Origin of the sequence: Enterobacter sp. TCD1-1, from assembly GCF_020567405.1 — a bacterium.
Classification (GTDB): Bacteria; Pseudomonadota; Gammaproteobacteria; order Enterobacterales; family Enterobacteriaceae; genus Enterobacter; species Enterobacter quasiroggenkampii.
In genome coordinates, this window is record NZ_JAJCXF010000001.1 from 47,210 (window position 1) to 63,106 (window position 15,897).

The 15,897-nt window shown below is 54.5% G+C and carries 15 protein-coding genes; 5 read left to right on the forward strand and 10 right to left on the reverse strand.

The annotated features are described in order from the left end of the window. Nucleotides 1–9: 9 nt before the first annotated feature. The 8 genes from catA to LJA86_RS00285 all read right to left on the reverse strand — a co-directional run bounded on the left by catA (nucleotide 10) and on the right by LJA86_RS00285 (nucleotide 7,449). The gene (catA, locus tag LJA86_RS00250; protein ID WP_229225284.1) at nucleotides 10–687 is read right to left on the reverse strand and encodes a type A chloramphenicol O-acetyltransferase; all 678 of its coding nucleotides are present in this window, start codon (nucleotides 685–687) and stop codon (nucleotides 10–12) included. A gap of 63 nt (nucleotides 688–750) precedes the next feature. Continuing rightward, complete coding sequence (locus LJA86_RS00255) at nucleotides 751–2,682, reverse strand: putative bifunctional diguanylate cyclase/phosphodiesterase (protein ID WP_196364962.1); 1,932 nt, start codon at nucleotides 2,680–2,682, stop codon at nucleotides 751–753. 17 nt (nucleotides 2,683–2,699) lie between these two features. Then, nucleotides 2,700–3,194: a molybdopterin-dependent oxidoreductase gene (locus tag LJA86_RS00260; protein WP_048030045.1), complete on the reverse strand. Its 495-nt coding sequence runs from the start codon at nucleotides 3,192–3,194 to the stop codon at nucleotides 2,700–2,702. Between the two features lie 127 nt (nucleotides 3,195–3,321). After that, entirely contained in the window at nucleotides 3,322–3,558 is a 237-nt protein-coding gene (locus LJA86_RS00265; protein WP_229225285.1) for a hypothetical protein, read from the reverse strand. A 36-nt stretch (nucleotides 3,559–3,594) separates the two neighbouring features. After that, nucleotides 3,595–4,182: a cytochrome b gene (locus tag LJA86_RS00270; protein ID WP_229225286.1), complete on the reverse strand. Its 588-nt coding sequence runs from the start codon at nucleotides 4,180–4,182 to the stop codon at nucleotides 3,595–3,597. Continuing rightward, nucleotides 4,179–5,252 carry a catalase family peroxidase gene (locus tag LJA86_RS00275; protein ID WP_229225287.1) on the reverse strand — a complete coding sequence of 358 codons (1,074 nt, stop codon included), beginning with the start codon at nucleotides 5,250–5,252 and terminating at the stop codon, nucleotides 4,179–4,181. The genes LJA86_RS00270 and LJA86_RS00275 overlap by 4 nt, the downstream gene beginning before the upstream one ends. A gap of 162 nt (nucleotides 5,253–5,414) precedes the next feature. Next, the gene (locus tag LJA86_RS00280) at nucleotides 5,415–6,026 is read right to left on the reverse strand and encodes a flavin reductase family protein (protein WP_229225289.1); all 612 of its coding nucleotides are present in this window, start codon (nucleotides 6,024–6,026) and stop codon (nucleotides 5,415–5,417) included. Between the two features lie 217 nt (nucleotides 6,027–6,243). Then, nucleotides 6,244–7,449, reverse strand: coding sequence for a major royal jelly family protein (locus tag LJA86_RS00285; protein WP_229225297.1), 1,206 nt, complete (start codon nucleotides 7,447–7,449; stop codon nucleotides 6,244–6,246). 109 nt (nucleotides 7,450–7,558) lie between these two features. Here LJA86_RS00285 and LJA86_RS00290 point away from each other — a divergent pair, with 109 nt between their 5' ends. After that, nucleotides 7,559–8,458: a LysR family transcriptional regulator gene (locus tag LJA86_RS00290; RefSeq protein ID WP_048225822.1), complete on the forward strand. Its 900-nt coding sequence runs from the start codon at nucleotides 7,559–7,561 to the stop codon at nucleotides 8,456–8,458. A gap of 16 nt (nucleotides 8,459–8,474) precedes the next feature. After that, the gene (locus tag LJA86_RS00295; protein WP_025912602.1) at nucleotides 8,475–8,984 is read left to right on the forward strand and encodes a hypothetical protein; all 510 of its coding nucleotides are present in this window, start codon (nucleotides 8,475–8,477) and stop codon (nucleotides 8,982–8,984) included. Nucleotides 8,985–9,015: 31 nt separating this feature from the next. Here the strand turns inward: LJA86_RS00295 and LJA86_RS00300 are convergent, their stop codons facing one another. Further along, nucleotides 9,016–10,800, reverse strand: coding sequence for a diguanylate cyclase (locus LJA86_RS00300; RefSeq protein WP_063620906.1), 1,785 nt, complete (start codon nucleotides 10,798–10,800; stop codon nucleotides 9,016–9,018). 119 nt (nucleotides 10,801–10,919) lie between these two features. After that, nucleotides 10,920–12,029, reverse strand: coding sequence for an AI-2E family transporter (locus LJA86_RS00305; RefSeq protein ID WP_229225299.1), 1,110 nt, complete (start codon nucleotides 12,027–12,029; stop codon nucleotides 10,920–10,922). Between the two features lie 363 nt (nucleotides 12,030–12,392). Between LJA86_RS00305 and mmuP the strand changes: the two genes are divergently transcribed. The 3 genes from mmuP to tauA all read left to right on the forward strand — a co-directional run bounded on the left by mmuP (nucleotide 12,393) and on the right by tauA (nucleotide 15,888). Continuing rightward, a complete protein-coding gene (gene mmuP / locus LJA86_RS00310; protein WP_008503244.1) occupies nucleotides 12,393–13,793 on the forward strand; it encodes an S-methylmethionine permease in 1,401 nt (466 codons plus the stop codon). After that, nucleotides 13,780–14,712: a homocysteine S-methyltransferase gene (mmuM, locus tag LJA86_RS00315; RefSeq protein WP_229225300.1), complete on the forward strand. Its 933-nt coding sequence runs from the start codon at nucleotides 13,780–13,782 to the stop codon at nucleotides 14,710–14,712. The genes mmuP and mmuM overlap by 14 nt, the downstream gene beginning before the upstream one ends. A 213-nt stretch (nucleotides 14,713–14,925) precedes the next feature. Then, on the forward strand, nucleotides 14,926–15,888 hold the full coding sequence (tauA, locus tag LJA86_RS00320) for a taurine ABC transporter substrate-binding protein (RefSeq protein WP_001018397.1): 963 nt from the start codon (nucleotides 14,926–14,928) through the stop codon (nucleotides 15,886–15,888). Nucleotides 15,889–15,897: the final 9 nt, after the last annotated feature.

Below are 15,897 nucleotides of genomic sequence, written 5' to 3' on the forward strand. Positions count from 1 at the left end.
TTTAGTGCATTAGCCATTCCTCTCCTCTGACAGCCCCGACAAACCATCACACATCTCCTGCAACTCATTAAACATCCTTGCCACATGGAAGCCATCGCACACCGAATGATGCACCTGCACCGCGAGCGGTAACAGCACTTTTCCATCCTGCTCGTAGTATTTCCCAAACGTGAACATAGGCGAAAAGAAGTTCTTCATATGCGCAATGTTCATCGTAAAGTTCGTAAACGTTACCCACGGAATAGACGAGACAAAAAAGACATTTTCCCGGGACTCTTCCTTAGGCCAGTAGGAAAGGTTATTGCCATAGCGGGCCGTATCTTCTGCATACGTGTTCTGGAAGTGATGAATATTGCCGTCATAGTGGCTCCACAATGACGAAAACGTCTCCGTTTCGGGGTGGAAAATGGTGTAGCTGGGATGAACTTCATTCCATATGACAAGCTCATTGTCCTTCATGGCCATACGGAACTCAGGATGCCGGTTCATGATGTTAGAAAGGAGAAAAATGATCGTCGGGTAAAACTTCCAGCCCACCGCTTTGATATGTTTTCGCAGCGCGGTAATGTCGATCAGAACGGTTTGGTTAATTGTGCATTCAGCGAATGACTGGAAGACTTCAAAATGCTCCTTCCTTGGCCAACGAGATAAATCAACAGGCGTATAGGCCGGGGCTGTTTTTTTCATTGTTTAACCTTTGATTATCAACCATCTACGTGATTTTGGGCCAGAAAAAACCGGACAACCATTTCAACCGTATCTAATCTTCCTGTCAATCTCAGCCTGTGGTTTTCCGAACAGGTATCCCTGCACGAGATCGCAGCCAAGCGCCTGAAGACGTTCAAGCTGCGCTTCGGTTTCAACACCCTCTGCAATGACCCGCATGTTGAGGCTCTTCGCCATGCCGGTAATTAACTTAACGATATTAAGGGCATCATCCTGCGTGGATATCGGATTCACAAAGGATTTATCTATTTTAATTTTATCAAAATTAAGTTCACTCAGTCGCGAGAGCGAGGAATATCCGGTTCCGAAATCATCGATGGAAATTTTGACACCCAGCGCCCGGAGCTTTTTGAGAATGGTGATCGGCATGTTGCTGTCACTGAAGAGTGAAGACTCTGTTACCTCTAACTCGAGTCGGTTGGCCGGTAGCCCTGTCTCTTTCAGGATGGACTGCACCATTGTGGTAAACGATTTCGTGCCTAACTGAACGGGTGAGACGTTCACCGAGATCCTGGCCGGTACCGCCCAGGACACCGCTTCCCGGCAGGCCATCTCAAGAACTGACTTGCCGATCTCATTGATCATTCCCGTTTTTTCAGCGACGGAAATAAAATAATCTGGTGCGAGTATCCCTTTCACCGGGTGTATCCAGCGAATAAGCGCTTCATAGCCGTAAATTTCATTGCTGAATGAATCAACAATAGGCTGGTAATAGACAACGAATTCATTGTGATCGATCGCCAGAGCCATATCATGTTCAAGGGTTCTGCTTTCCTGTAGTCTTTGCAGCATCCACTGCCGGAAGACCTTGATCTGCTGCGAACCTTCTTTTTTCGCTTCGTAGAGGGCCAAGTCGGCAAATTTGTAAAGATAATCAGAGCGTCGTTCATTATCTGATAAAACGATGCCCACGCAGGTGGCAATTTTTATCAGCTGGTTATTAATCGTATAGGGCTGGCTGATGTGATCGCTGATTTCTTTGGCGCGCGAAACAGCGGCGGTTTCCGTGAGTCCGCTGGAGAGAAGGGCGAATTCATCGCCGCCCAAACGGTAAAACGTATCCGTTGCGCTGCTCATCGAGGTAAGCCGTCGGGATACCTGATTCAGCAGCAAATCTCCCGTATCATGGCCATAGGTATCGTTGACCTCTTTGAAGCGGTCTAAATCAAATAACATTACGGTGACGGGGACGTGGTTTTTATCTGCCTGAAGATTAATTTTATTGAGATCGTCCCAGAAGAAAAGGCGGTTTTTCATGCCGGTGAGGGAGTCATGATAAACATCATACTCCAGCTTCGAGTTCTGAATTTGCAGTTTTTCTTTTGATATTTGAAGTTCATCTGCCAGGCTTTTAACCTGCATGTGTGCTTTCAGAATGTTTTTATTCTGGTAGATCATTAAGAAGCCAAGAATAAAGCTTAAAATCACCAGAAGCAAAGAAAGTGCGGAATAAATATAATACAGGATTTGTATTTTGTTGTTGGATTCATTAACCGTGTTAATATCTTTTGTTAATGCCGTTGCAGACAGTTGGCTGAGCGGTGCGTCGAGCTCATGCATATTTGTCAGGTACGCCTGTAACTCCGGATGGCTCATTGTTTCAAGATGACTATCCAGATAGGCCAGTATTTTTTCTAAGCGTAAAGCGAGCTCCTGATGCGTTTTATCGCTATCAATGTAGCGACCTAAATCGCCCCCCTTCATTAAATCGCCCTGACTGAGCATAATTTCGAGGCGCATGCGGACCTGGTCTATCGTAACGTCATCAGTATCGGTTGCGTATAGACCAAGCCATGATTCAAAACGGTAATACTCTGATACCAGTTGTGCCACGGACCAGGACTCAGTGTATTGAGTCAGTTTTTGCAATTCCTGCTGTCGATCATAAACAAGGTATGCAATATATCCTGTCGTGATAAAAAGAGAAAAAATGATACCAACCAGTATCCTGTTCATTATGTTCTCCTGAACGGCTACTCAATCTTCATTTTGCTTACCTGCCATGCTGATCGTGAGTAATAAATCTGATTATTCAACTCAGGAAGACTGTCATAGGGGTATACAATGAACGATGGGCCTTTATCGCGGATGCGCATATATTCGCCATTGACCTTTAAGGCAAGGATGGCGTTGTATTTTTTAAAGTCGCTGAGAGGGATGATGGTTGAGTAATCATTGAGCGCAATAACATTCACGTTCGTACCTTTTGCACCCACATAATCCATGAGCTTGCTCATGGGGACACCCTCAAACTTCGTACGACCGTTATACCAGGGAGAGGTCGTCTCGAAACTCACTACTCCGAGTTTTTCAAGGCTGGCGAGATCAAACACTGCTTTTCCATTTTCGTTGGTATTTTCTATATTACCGTAAATCGTTAAAATGGGTTTACCAACTGGTTTTGGCAGGTCGCCAGCCCAGGTTACACTTTGTACCAGACAGCATAACAGCAGTAGGGTTAATCGCATTTTGACCTCCACCTTTTTAACAGAAGTATAAGAATTATAATTTAGATATCACACGAGTTGATATATTTTGTTGGGGAGTAGGGGGGTTTATCGTTTTTATTGATGTAAAGCCATTTTAATCAATGAGTTATGTGTTGCGGGTGTCAGGATGTTTGATACGCGAGCGACGCTTAACTTTTTGATAAAAGCTAAAATTGCGGGCATAAATGCTCTTCTGTTTAAAAAATAATCGTTTTAATTGAGAGATATTATCTTCCACGATAATTGTGGGGTGTCCAAGGCTTTTTGGCGCGCGGAATTTAGCGGCTAAATACGCGCCCCGGTTGTGTGGCTGTTTCAGGATGGCGACGATAAGCGAGGACACGAACATTCTGATTGTGCGTGTCCCCTGGCGCTTGCCTTACTTCAGATCATCCCGGATGGCTGACACCGGCTTACCCCCTTTCGCCATGCTGGCAAACACTGCGTCCCGGTAGATCCACGCATGAACGAGTGCGGCGGAGAGATGGACCAGCACCACGGCAAAAAGCAATTTTGCCAGAAGGCTATGGGCGTCGTGACACCAGGCAAAGAGTGCCGGACTGGTCGGGACAATTGCCGGCAGGTTGACGCCATCAAACATGACAATAGGCAGGCCCGCTGCCGACAGCTGCGCCCAGCCCAGCAGCGGCATTGCCAGCATTAACCCATACAGCATCCAGTGTGATGCCTTTGCGGCAAGCACCTGCCAGACGGGCAAATCGGCAGGAAGTGGGGGCGTCCGGCTCAGGATCCGGTTGACCAGACGAACCAGTGCCAGCAGTAAAATGGCGATCCCCAGCGGCCGGTGGAGGTCGATTAGCCAAATCCGGTGATGTAACGACGTCATCATCGCGGCACCGATGAACAGCATGGCAAGGATCATCACCGCCATCAGCCAGTGCAGGCTTCGCGCCAGGGTATTGAAATGCTGCGGCGCGTGCGCTCGCCTGTCTTTATTTGAGCTCATTTTACCTCCTGCTTTTGCACGGCTTCGGTGGCTTTGCCGTAGCCGATTTCCCGTTCACGGCGGCTGAAAGAGTGGGAGTAGGCCGCGGAGCGGGCGTTTAAGATGGGATCATCAGATACCGCAACGCCTGCAGGAACGACAGAAGGGTCAAAGTTAACGTCGCGGCACGCGCCTGTGGATTGTGCTTCGACCCGCGTCACTTCCAGCGTACCGGCCACCATCTTTTTGCGATCGTCCGGCCATGGCTGGGAAGGGTCATCCACCGGATCGCCCGGCTGTGCGAGCTGCAAAACGTAATCCCAGTAGAGTGGCTTCTGCGCCAGGCGCTGACGCAGGTTTTCGAACAGGAAGTTGTCATCGGCTTTCTGCCGTTGCTCATCGCTTATCGACAGGAAAGGCTCGTGCGGACGCATCATCCAGCGAACGGCTTGACGTTCCCCCTGCGCGTTCACAAGGTAAAAGGCGTTAATGCTGTAAAACGTCGTGCCCGCGAAGCTGCCGGGCGCGGGTTTTTGTGCTGCCCATTTAAGGTATTTCTCCGCCTCCGGGTACGCTTTCAAAAAGTCTTTGAGACGCTGTGGATCCGGTTTGCCGGTGGACGCATCAACGGACGTGGCTTTTCGCAAGGCCAGAAAACCTTCCGGGCTGTGCGTGGCGAAGAAAGGCTCGTTGTTCATCGCCATTCGCCATTGTTGCTTGTCATCTGTCTTCAGCAGCAGCGCCATGCTCAGGGTTTTGGTCGTACTATCCGGGGCATGCGGATCGCCGGTACCAATAGAAAATCTACCCACTACGGGCACTTCCTGCTGTGAGAAGAGGCGGGAGGTTGAAAGGGAATCCGCCGAGCCGTTTGGCGTAAAGGTGCCGGCAAAGCAGATGCCTTTTCCATGCGCGCGGCGAAAACCCGGTGGGAAGGGTTTCGGTGTTTCACCCACCAGTGCCTGGCTGACCGTGCGTGACCCAAGCCAGCCCGCCGTCCATGCAAAAGCAGATGCCAGCGTACCGGCGACAACGGCGATCGCTGCCAGCGCGCCCCAGGTTTTTTTGGACCTCAAATCCAGTTTCGACATAGACGTTTTTCCAGAACAAAATATCTTCACCTGTCATGCGCTATGAATTGCGCGTGACAGGTGTTAATACAGTGGCGAATATGGCTCGAGTATAGGAACTAAGGGGCGTAAAGAAAGAATATCACGAAAAGTTTAAACCTTTCCGCTGCAAAAAAGACCGGGTTACTCATCGTGGCGGAAGTTGTGACCGAGTCGGTAACCCAGCGAGAAATAGTGGCGAAATAGATAATAGAGGGGGTTCCATTTCTCCACATTAAATTTTACTCCTCTCTGAGTATGAATTAATAATGCCTCAGATATGTGGACGCAGGTTATCGTGGCATCAACGGACACCAGGTTTTCCTGCGAACCGGTCAGGGGCGCTATCCCGCCAACCTTAGCCTCTATTTGTACAGGACACTCTTTAATTCTCAAGGAGTTAATCGTCACCGCCTTTTCCTTATGGAAATTTCCGCAGCTAAACTTGTCCTGTTCAAAAACATATCCCATTTTTTTCTTCCATTCCGGTGGCGATGCTTTTCCCGTTTTATTTGCGATAGCTTCAATATTCGGCCAGAGCCTGCTGTCCGGTATGTTCAGAACAATATCGGGGTTACCCGTGATATTTTCATAACACTTTCCGGAGGTGCCAAGCCCGAACACGATATTCCGGTCAAGGATCCACCACGAGGAGACCGGGCTCAGGTTGGTTGAACCGTCAGGATTTTGGCTGGAGATAATGGCGACCGGTGTACCAAAATATAAAGAAGAAAAATCGACCTGCTGGGTTTTCATTTTATCATCCTCTGATTAAAGGAGACCCAGTCTACGTTGTGCAAACGTGCGTTACTTCGGTGAAGCGCGAAGTAAAACGCGCCTCACGGAATTTCCAGGAGCGCAATATTAACCACTTCTTTCTGAGCAGGGGGAAGACATCACGTTCAGCCTTTAAGGAAATAAGAACGTGTGAAATTATGAGCCCATATATGCAGGTCTCCTGGTTTACTTGCCCTTATTTTTGTAAAGCATCGAGACGCAAGCGCCACAAATCATAGCGTTCTTCTCCCGGTTTAACGGTTCCCGCGAAGTGGTCATTGAGGCGACTCGAGGTAAATACCAGGTCTCCGTTCGGACGGATTGCCGGCGTGTCTGGCCAGCGCACCTCTTCGCTTGCCGCAATCAGCGACATGGAATGGGTTTCAGGATCGTATCTGACGATACCATTGCGTGTGACATCGGTAATGTAGAGGTTACCTTTTACATCTGTCACCATTCCGTCGGTGTTGCCCCCCACGCGACCCAGATCGCGGATCTGCCCGGCAATTTGCGCATTGGTTGACGCAGGCTGCCTCAGTATCGCAGTTGGTACCGCATAGGCGTGCGTGCCGGTTGTCACCGTCCAGTACAGCGTGCCCGCATCGGGTGAAAGCGCAATACCATTGATACCAATCAGTAATGGTTTACCAGGCCAGACTTCAACCCCGTGCGAGACGACGTTTACGCCTGGCTCAATCTGCAGCGCAGGATGACGATCGAGCACGCGCCGGGCTGTACCGGTAGCGAAATCGACGATAATTAGTCCCACCTGGTTTTCAGGCGCACTCCGCGAGCCGCTGTCGGAGATATAGGCGACACGGCGGTTCTCATCGACCACCACATCATTAAGAAAGCTGGCCTTGCGGTCCGCTACGCTGTCCAGGGCGATACGTTTGATGGTACGGCCAGAGTGGAGATCCAGTACGACCAGTTTCTGCGCCCCCACGGGGGACTCTGTTTCGCCTGCAACAAACCCCATGTCCAGCGCCCATAGCCAGCCGTTTTTACGGTCAATATAAAAACCGAGCACGTTGCGCAGGCTCTGAGCCGGATCGGTGTTCACCGCATTCCCCTCGCGGGAGGGAAACGCCGTCAGGCGGGCAGGGCCAGACTGCGCCGTCGTATCCAGAATGCTTAACGTGGCGGGTGCTGCGGCGGAAACCAGCCGGGGCGTGCTGACAAAGGCCCGGTCCATTGCATCAAAGTGGATACCTGCAATAGGTGCATTGACCGAACCGGAAAACGTCGCAGGAATCTTCCCGTCTTGAGCGGTATCCCAGCTCACACCGGCATAGCTTCGCCAGCGCTCCAGAGGCGGGTGGTTCGCCGCGTTGACAACACTCGGGAAAGCGAACAACGCCGCCATTGCGATGGCGGGCAGAATAAGGGGGCGGTTGAACATTGACAGGCTCCAGTAGCGCGTTCAGGTGATGAATGCTGGCCACTTTACTCATCGCCCAACGGGAGATAAATTAGCCAAATTGAAAAACATTTGTTCCTGAGAGAGCAAAATGAGCCGGAAATTCGATTACCTCGGCGACGTAGAAGTCTTCATTGCTGTGGTTGAGCACGGCTCGTTTACTGCCGCAGCGGTTGCCCTTTCAACCACCCCTTCGGTACTGAGCCGCGCGGTCACCCGTCTGGAAGCGCGTCTTGGACGGCAACTGTTACAGCGCACGACCCGCCGGGTGGGGCTGACTGAAGCCGGACGCGTCTATCTTGAGCAGGCGCGTTCTGCGTTTTCTCTGCTCGATGACGCCGAACGCGTTGGCCGGGGTCAGGAGGGCGATCTGACCGGTCGCGTGAGAATGAGTGTCCCGACCACCTATGCCCACTACCGCCTGCCGCCGCTGCTGGCGCACTATAATCAACGCTACCCACGCGTACAGGTGGAGCTGAACATTACCAATCGCAACGTTGACCTGATCGCTGAGGGGTTCGATCTGGCGATCCGTCTGGGACAGTTGCCTGACAGTGGACTTGTGGCGCGTAAGCTGGAAGACGCGGCATTGCTTCTGGTCGCCTCTCCGGACTACCTGCATCGGAGAGGAAAGCCTCAGACGCTGGAAGAGTTGCAGCGCCATCAGTGCCTGCCGTTTATCATGCCGCGCACCGGGCGTATCGCCCCCTGGGTATTTCATGACGAAGGGCGCGATATTGACTGGATGCCGGGCTCAACTATCGAAATATCAGACGATGTACTCGGCGTGGTTTCGCTGGCGGAGCAGGGGATGGGGATCTGCCAAAGCTATGAATTTATCGTCCGCGACAGAATACAGGGCGGCCAGTTAGTTGAGGTGCTGCCGCACCTTCGGGGACGATCGCGACCTTTCTCCGTGCTGTTTGCCCCGCACCGACGTCAGTCAGCAGCCACCCGGGCAATGATTGACCTTCTGACCCGACAAGAATGACAAGGACGAGTCCACCATGAAAAAAGCGCGTTTTTCCTTTTGGATCCCTCTCATCGCGGGCGGGATAGCACTGATATCGGCTTTTGTGGTCTGGTCAGTCAACATTTACCGCGTGACATACCTTTCGATCCGCGGGGAGCAGTACCTTGCCTGTGGGGCTTTGCTGCTGGCGCTGGTGCCGATGGTCTATTTCATCAGAAAGGGGAGACTGAAAGGTAAGCGCCTTGCTGACGCGGTAAAAATCTACCTCGGCTTCTTTATTTGCAGCCTGCCGGTTGCCATGTTCGCGGTCTTTACAACGGCCTGGCTGCTGGAGGGGGACTATTCGGCCTGGAGCAAACCTTACCGGTATGAGTCCAGTACCCGCCACACCTGCTCGGGTGCGGAAGTCTACGAGCCGGAATTAAAGAAAGAGATCCGCATCTGTAACCCGCAGGGTAACGTTTATTCCGATACCACCCTGTATGTGGAAAAGCGGAGCAATGCCCTGGGGATTGTCGTGCTTTGGGCTATCACGCGCGCCTGAATCGGGGAAAGTCAGGGCGAGAGAATCAGCGTCAGCCCGCCTCCAGCATCCCAAAACTCACAATCCGCGCGCGTCCCAGCTCTTTTGCCCGGTATAGCGCCACATCCGCGGCGCGCAGCAGGTTGTCGGTCTGGGCATGTTGTGGGTAGCTGGCAATGCCAATCGACACGTCCACCGGCCCAATCTCGGTCAGCCCGTAGCGAAGCGACAGCTCATGCACGCCGGTGTAAATCTTCTGCGCGCAGGCGTACGCTTCTGCTTCATCGGCACCGGAAAGCAGCACCAGAAACTCCTCGCCGCCGTAGCGGAATGCCAACCCGTTGTCATGTGCGGCCCGCTGAACAATTGACGCCACGCTTTTGATCACCAGATCGCCCGCTTCATGGCCGAAACGGTCATTAATGCTCTTGAAGTGATCGATATCAATCATCATGCAGCTTAACGGTACGCCAGTGCGTATCGCCTGTGCCGTTTGGGTTTGCAGGGTATCTTCCAGATGATGACGATTACGCAGGCCGGTGAGCGGGTCAAACAACGCTTTTTCCAGCAACGCGTCGCGCAGACGCTGGTTGGCCAGCGCCAGCCCGAGCGCCTCGGCCATCAGCTCCAGATACGCGCGGGAAGGGGCATTATCCGCCGTGATATTCTGAAAGGAGAGCAGGCCAATGGCCTCACCCTGAGCGATAAGCGGCACGCAAAGCGCGCTTTCCGCCTGGGATGCCGGAAGATGATAACAGGCAATATCCGGCTCGCCGTTCACCGGCGGGTGACTCTGCCCGCGACGCACGGCCCAGCACTCGTCCGGGTGGAACGTCGTCTCTTCACCAACCGGCGAAAGCCATTGCGCGACGCAGCGCATCTGCCACGGCTCGCGGTCAAGGACGTAGAGCCGGCCCGCGATCCCCGGCGCGATATTGGGGGCAAACAGCTCCGCCACGTTAATCACATCGTTAAAGTTCTCACACCCCTGCAGCCGCTGGGTCATGCGCGCCAGCAGCTCGCGGATGGCCCAGTCGGCATCGCGCTCTTTTTCCAGACGCTGCCGCGCCAGGCCGTTTTCACGGAAGATGCTAATGGCCTGAGCCATATCGCCTATCTCATCGATCTGGTTGAAATTGGGTGTTTCAACCGCGTAATCCTGGGATGCCAGACGGTGCACCACGTCGCTCAGGCGCACCACGGGGCGTAGCACGCGGCGCTTTAATATAAAGCCGAGCACAAACAGGAACAGCAGGGCGGTCAGGCCAACCGTCAGCTCAGAGGCGGTACGCAGCGCTTTCGATTTTTTTGTCGCATCTTTTACGGAGCCGATAACGCGCTTGTCGAGTATCTGGCGAAAGTGATCGATCTGATTCTGCGCGCGATCCAGCTCCTGCTCATAGGGCTGACCATAGAGCAAGGCAACGGCCTGGGCGTCTTCACCGCGTTCCAGGCTGGCGAGGGCGGTTTGCTGCTCGTCCTGCAGCTCATCGACGATCTTTATTCCTTCATGCAGCAGGGCCAGTTCTTCATCCGATGCGCCGTTATCCTGCAGCTTTTCCAGACGAAGCTCGATGCGCTTCAGGCTGTTTTCTGCCTGGTTATATTCCTTGAGCACCTGAGGATCTTTTTTAATGACGTACAGCCGCGCTAAATCAGACTGCGCCCAGATATCGGTTTCGATATCTTCCGTCAGCTGATCAAATTTCTGCCGTTGTTCAACGGCCTGACGTTCGAGGGTATCCGCACTGGACGCCATCAGCATGATGATGCCGGAGGCGATGGTCAGGCAGACCGTGGCCCCATAGGCCCAGTTTGTTATCGTCGCGATTCGCACCAGATGATCCTTTTACGACATGAGTAGGATGGCGTTCTTCAAATTATAGAAAACGTCTGATTTAAGGCGAAAAAAAAGGCGGCACAGTGCCGCCTGGTGTGGTCTTTATCGTCACATCCTTACAAATCTGGAGGATTTTTTCCTTCTTCGATGAAATCCGCGTCCAGCTCTTCGGCGTTACCTTCGTGATCGCGTCCGGAAAAGAGGTTCCAGCAGGCGATAAACAGCGCGGCGATGAGCGGCCCGATCACAAAGCCGTTAATGCCGTACAGCTCCATGCCGCCGAGGGTGGAGATCAGAATCAGGTAGTCCGGCATTTTGGTGTCTTTCCCCACCAGCAGCGGGCGCAGGATATTGTCCACCAGCCCGACGATAATCACGAAAAAGCCGACAATAAACAGCCCCTGCCAGATCTGGTGCGTGGCGAAGAGGAAGATAGCGGCGGGCACCCAGACAATCGCCGAGCCGATGGCGGGCACGAGGGAGAGGAACGCCATCAATGCGCCCCAGAGCACGCTGCCGTCAATACCCACAATAGCAAACGCAATCCCGCCGAGGATGCCCTGAACCACGGCCACCGCCGCCGTCCCTTTTACCGTGGCGCGTGACACGCCGACGAATTTGGCGAACAGATGCTGCTTGGCAAAATCGGACAGGGGCAGGGAGTCGAGGATCTGGCGTACCAGATACGGGCCGTCTTTCAGCAGGAAGAACAGCAGATACAGCATGATGCCGAAGCTAATCGCAAAGCCAAACGTCCCCTTGCCGATCAGGAACGCGCTGCCCGCCAGATACTGTCCGCCCTGCAGGGCGACATCGGAGAGTTTTTTCTGGATCTGCGCCGCGTTGGTCAGGTTGTGATCCGCGAGGAAGCCGCTGGCCCAGTCAGGCAGGTGGTTGAAGATGCTCGCCACTACTTCCGGGAACTGGGTGTTGTTCTCCTGCAGTTTGGTGTAAACCACATTCAGCTCAATGGCGAGCGAGGAGAGGATCACCATCAGCGGAATAAAGACGATCAGGCAGATAATACCGATGGTCAACAGCGAGGCCAGCCCGTTGCGATCCCCCAGCGCGGCGCGCAGCTTGTTTTTTACCGGGTTGAAGATAACGGTCAGAATGGCGGCCCACAGTATCGCGGAGAAGTAGGGCGACAGCACGTCGAAGAAGGCCCAGGTCACAAGGGCGAGAATGAAAATAAAGAAACCTTTAGTCAGTCCGTTAAAGCGCATCAGTCAGTCCTGGTTACTAAGAAACTGTGACGACTATAGAACCGATTGTGAGAATTACCAACCTTGCACCGGGTGGCGGCTGCGCCTTACCCGTCCTGCGGGCAGTGTTACGGTATGACTTCGCGCTTTACGGATACCACTTTCGACTGACCGAAGATCGCCTTTTCCCGCACCATGCTGTAAGTATCTGCTTGCGGAGGTGCTTATGGCCTGGCGTCCGATTCTCTATGTCATCCTCACAACCCACCCCAGACTCAGCGCGCGGCGCGCCCGTTTGCGTCTGGTCATCTAGCTTTTTATTAACAATCGCGGTATAACACACCTTCTTTGGATGTTTAGATGTCCATACGTATAGAAGGTAATATGCAAACACAACAAGAAAATGGGCAGCTTAAGCGCACCATGAAAACACGCCACCTGATTATGCTCTCGCTGGGTGGCGTGATTGGGACAGGGTTATTCTTCAATACCGGCTACATCATTTCCACGACCGGGGCGGCGGGCACGCTGCTGGCCTATCTGATCGGCGCGCTGGTGGTCTGGCTGGTGATGCAGTGTCTGGGCGAACTCTCCGTGGCGATGCCGGAAACCGGCGCGTTCCACGTCTATGCCGCGCGTTATCTTGGCCCGGCGACGGGCTATACCGTGGCGTGGCTCTACTGGCTCACCTGGACGGTGGCGCTCGGGTCAAGCTTTACCGCCGCCGGGTTCTGCATGCAGTACTGGTTCCCGCAGGTGCCCGTATGGGCTTGGTGCGTGGTCTTCTGCGTGGTGATTTTTGGCCTGAATGTCATCTCAACGCGCTTTTTTGCGGAAGGTGAATTCTGGTTCTCCCTGGTGAAAGTCATCACCATCATTGCCTTCATTATTCTTGGCGGCGCGGCGGTCTTTGGCTTTATCCCGATGCAGGACGGTTCCCCCGCGCCGGGCTTAAGCAACATCACCGCCGAGGGCTGGTTCCCGCACGGCGGCCTGCCGATCCTGATGACCATGGTGGCGGTGAACTTTGCCTTCTCCGGGACCGAGCTTATCGGTATTGCCGCAGGGGAAACGGAAAATCCGCACAAGGTGATTCCGGTCGCGATCCGTACCACCATTGCGCGCCTGATCATCTTCTTTATCGGCACCGTGTTTGTGCTGGCGGCGCTGATCCCGATGCAGCAGGCTGGCGTGGAAAAGAGCCCGTTCGTGCTGGTGTTTGAAAAGGTCGGTATTCCTTACGCAGCGGATATCTTTAACTTTGTGATCCTGACGGCGATCCTCTCGGCGGCGAACTCCGGGCTGTACGCCTCCGGGCGCATGCTGTGGTCGCTCTCTAATGAGAAAACGCTCCCGCGCTGCTTTGCCCGCGTGAACAAAAACGGCGTGCCGCTGACGGCGCTGTCGGTTTCTATGCTCGGCGGCGTGCTGGCGCTGTTCTCAAGCGTCGTGGCGCCTGACACTGTGTTTGTCGCGCTCTCGGCGATTTCTGGCTTTGCGGTGGTGGCCGTCTGGATCAGCATTTGCGCGTCGCACTTCGTTTTCCGTCGTCGCCATCTGCAGTCCGGGCAACCGCTCTCTGCACTGCAGTACCGCGCGCCGTGGTATCCGCTGGTACCGGTGCTCGGGTTTATCCTCTGCGTAGTGGCTTGTGTCGGCCTGTGGTTTGACCCAAGCCAGCGCATTGCCCTTTATTGCGGGATTCCGTTTGTCGCCCTGTGCTATGGTGCCTACTATCTGACCCGAAATATGACATCGCAGGAGCCCGAACATGTCGCAGAATAATCCGCTTACCGCCCTCCTTGAAAAGCAGCCTTTTGTGGTGCTGGATGGCGCGATGGCGACGGAGCTGGAAGCGCGCGGCTGTAACCTGGCAGACAGCCTCTGGTCTGCCAAAGTGCTGGTGGAAAACCCGGAGCTTATCCGCGAAGTGCATCTTGATTATTACCGCGCAGGTGCGCAGGTAGCGATCACCGCCAGCTATCAGGCCACGCCTGCGGGTTTTGCGGCGCGCGGCCTGGACGAGGCGCAGTCCCGGGCGCTGATTGGCAGAAGCGTGGAGCTGGCGCGTAAGGCGCGTGAAGCGTATCTGGCTGAAAATCCACATGCGGGCACGCTGCTGGTGGCGGGATCCGTTGGACCATATGGTGCCTATCTGGCGGATGGCTCAGAGTATCGTGGCGACTACGTGCGCAGTGCGGAAGCCTTCACCGACTTCCACCGCCCGCGCGTGGAAGCGCTGCTGGATGCGGGCGCTGACCTGCTGGCCTGCGAAACGCTGCCGTCTTTTGCCGAGATTAAGGCGCTGGCGGCCCTTCTGGCCGGCTATCCCCGCGCCCGGGCGTGGTTCTCCTTTACCCTGCGTGACAGCGAACACCTGAGCGACGGCACGCCGCTGCGTGACGTAGTCAGCGCGCTGGCCGACTCCCCGCATATCGTCGCGCTGGGCATTAACTGTATCGCGCTGGAAAACACCACGGCGGCACTGAAGCACCTGCAAAGCCTGACGCCGCTGCCGCTGGTGGTCTACCCGAACTCGGGCGAGCATTATGATGCGGTGACCAAAACCTGGCACCACCACGGCGAAGCGTGCGAGACGCTGGCGGGGTATCTGCCCCAGTGGCTGGACGCCGGCGCGAAGCTGATTGGCGGATGCTGTCGCACTACGCCGAAGGATATTGCTGAGCTTAACGCGAAGCGCTGAGTTTTTTGGCTGCGCCTTACCCGGCCTAGGGATAGCACAATGTGTAGGCTGGGTAAGCGCAGCGCCACCCGGCATAAATAAACGCACAAAACCAACTATCCTTTCCCGCTTTTTATCTAAAAACGAATCGTTATGAGCGATTCATTTTTATTCCTTTATCAAAATTCCCGCGTTGGAAATACTGCCCTCATAACAACAAGGGGAGCAGGTACTATGGCAATTTCATCGCGAATCACACTACTCGGCGCACTGGCGCTGTGGGCATTTCAGGCGCAGGCGGTGGACGTCACCGTCGCGTATCAAACTTCTGCGGAACCGGCGAAAGTCGCGCAGGCGGATAACACCTTTGCCAAAGAGAGCGGCGCGAAAGTTGACTGGCGCAAGTTCGACAGCGGCGCGTCCGTGGTGCGTGCGTTAGCCTCCGGCGACGTGCAGATCGGCAATATTGGCTCCAGCCCGCTGGCGGTCGCGGCCAGCCAGCAGGTGCCGATTGAGGTGTTCCTGCTCGCCTCGCAGCTCGGTAACTCTGAAGCGCTGGTGGTGAAGAAAAACATCACCAAACCGGAAGACCTGATCGGCAAACGCATCGCCGTGCCGTTTATCTCCACCACCCACTACAGCCTGCTGGCGGCGCTCAAACACTGGGGCATCAAGCCGGGGCAGGTACAAATTATTAACCTCCAGCCGCCAGCGATTATCGCGGCCTGGCAGCGCGGCGACATTGACGGGGCCTATGTGTGGGCACCGGCCGTGAACGAACTGGAAAAAGACGGCACCGTGCTGACCGACTCCGAAAAAGTGGGCCAGTGGGGCGCGCCAACACTCGACGTGTGGGTCGTGCGTAAAGACTTCGCCGAGAAACATCCTGAGGTGGTGAAAGCCTTCGCGAAAAGCGCGATTGACGCCCAGCAGCCGTACATCAGTAACCCGGATGAATGGCTGAAGCAGCCCGCCAACCTGGAAAAACTTTCCCGCCTGAGCGGCGTGCCGGAAGCGGACGTGCCGGGGCTGGTGAAGGGCAATACCTATCTGACCCCCGCGCAGCAGGTGCAGCAGCTGACCGGGCCGGTAAACAAAGCGATTGTTGATACCGCCACCTTCCTGAAAGAGCAGGGCAAAGTGCCCGCGGTAGCGACGGATTACAGCCAGTACGTGACCGATCGTTTTGTGAAATAAGGAGTCCGC

Bases quoted from the DNA above. Each gene is read 5' to 3' on its own strand.
- LJA86_RS00295 (WP_025912602.1), top strand. From the start codon at position 8,475: ATGAAAAAAGCGCGTTTTTCCTTTTGGATCCCTCTCATCGCGGGCGGG.
- LJA86_RS00260 (WP_048030045.1), bottom strand. From the start codon at position 3,194: ATGCGATTAACCCTACTGCTGTTATGCTGTCTGGTACAAAGTGTAACC.
- LJA86_RS00285 (WP_229225297.1), bottom strand. From the start codon at position 7,449: ATGTTCAACCGCCCCCTTATTCTGCCCGCCATCGCAATGGCGGCGTTG.
- LJA86_RS00280 (WP_229225289.1), bottom strand. From the start codon at position 6,026: ATGAAAACCCAGCAGGTCGATTTTTCTTCTTTATATTTTGGTACACCG.
- mmuM (WP_229225300.1), top strand. From the start codon at position 13,780: ATGTCGCAGAATAATCCGCTTACCGCCCTCCTTGAAAAGCAGCCTTTT.
- LJA86_RS00255 (WP_196364962.1), bottom strand. From the start codon at position 2,682: ATGAACAGGATACTGGTTGGTATCATTTTTTCTCTTTTTATCACGACA.
- LJA86_RS00270 (WP_229225286.1), bottom strand. From the start codon at position 4,182: ATGAGCTCAAATAAAGACAGGCGAGCGCACGCGCCGCAGCATTTCAAT.
- catA (WP_229225284.1), bottom strand. From the start codon at position 687: ATGAAAAAAACAGCCCCGGCCTATACGCCTGTTGATTTATCTCGTTGG.
- LJA86_RS00275 (WP_229225287.1), bottom strand. From the start codon at position 5,252: ATGTCGAAACTGGATTTGAGGTCCAAAAAAACCTGGGGCGCGCTGGCA.
- mmuP (WP_008503244.1), top strand. From the start codon at position 12,393: ATGCAAACACAACAAGAAAATGGGCAGCTTAAGCGCACCATGAAAACA.
- tauA (WP_001018397.1), top strand. From the start codon at position 14,926: ATGGCAATTTCATCGCGAATCACACTACTCGGCGCACTGGCGCTGTGG.
- LJA86_RS00305 (WP_229225299.1), bottom strand. From the start codon at position 12,029: ATGCGCTTTAACGGACTGACTAAAGGTTTCTTTATTTTCATTCTCGCC.
- LJA86_RS00290 (WP_048225822.1), top strand. From the start codon at position 7,559: ATGAGCCGGAAATTCGATTACCTCGGCGACGTAGAAGTCTTCATTGCT.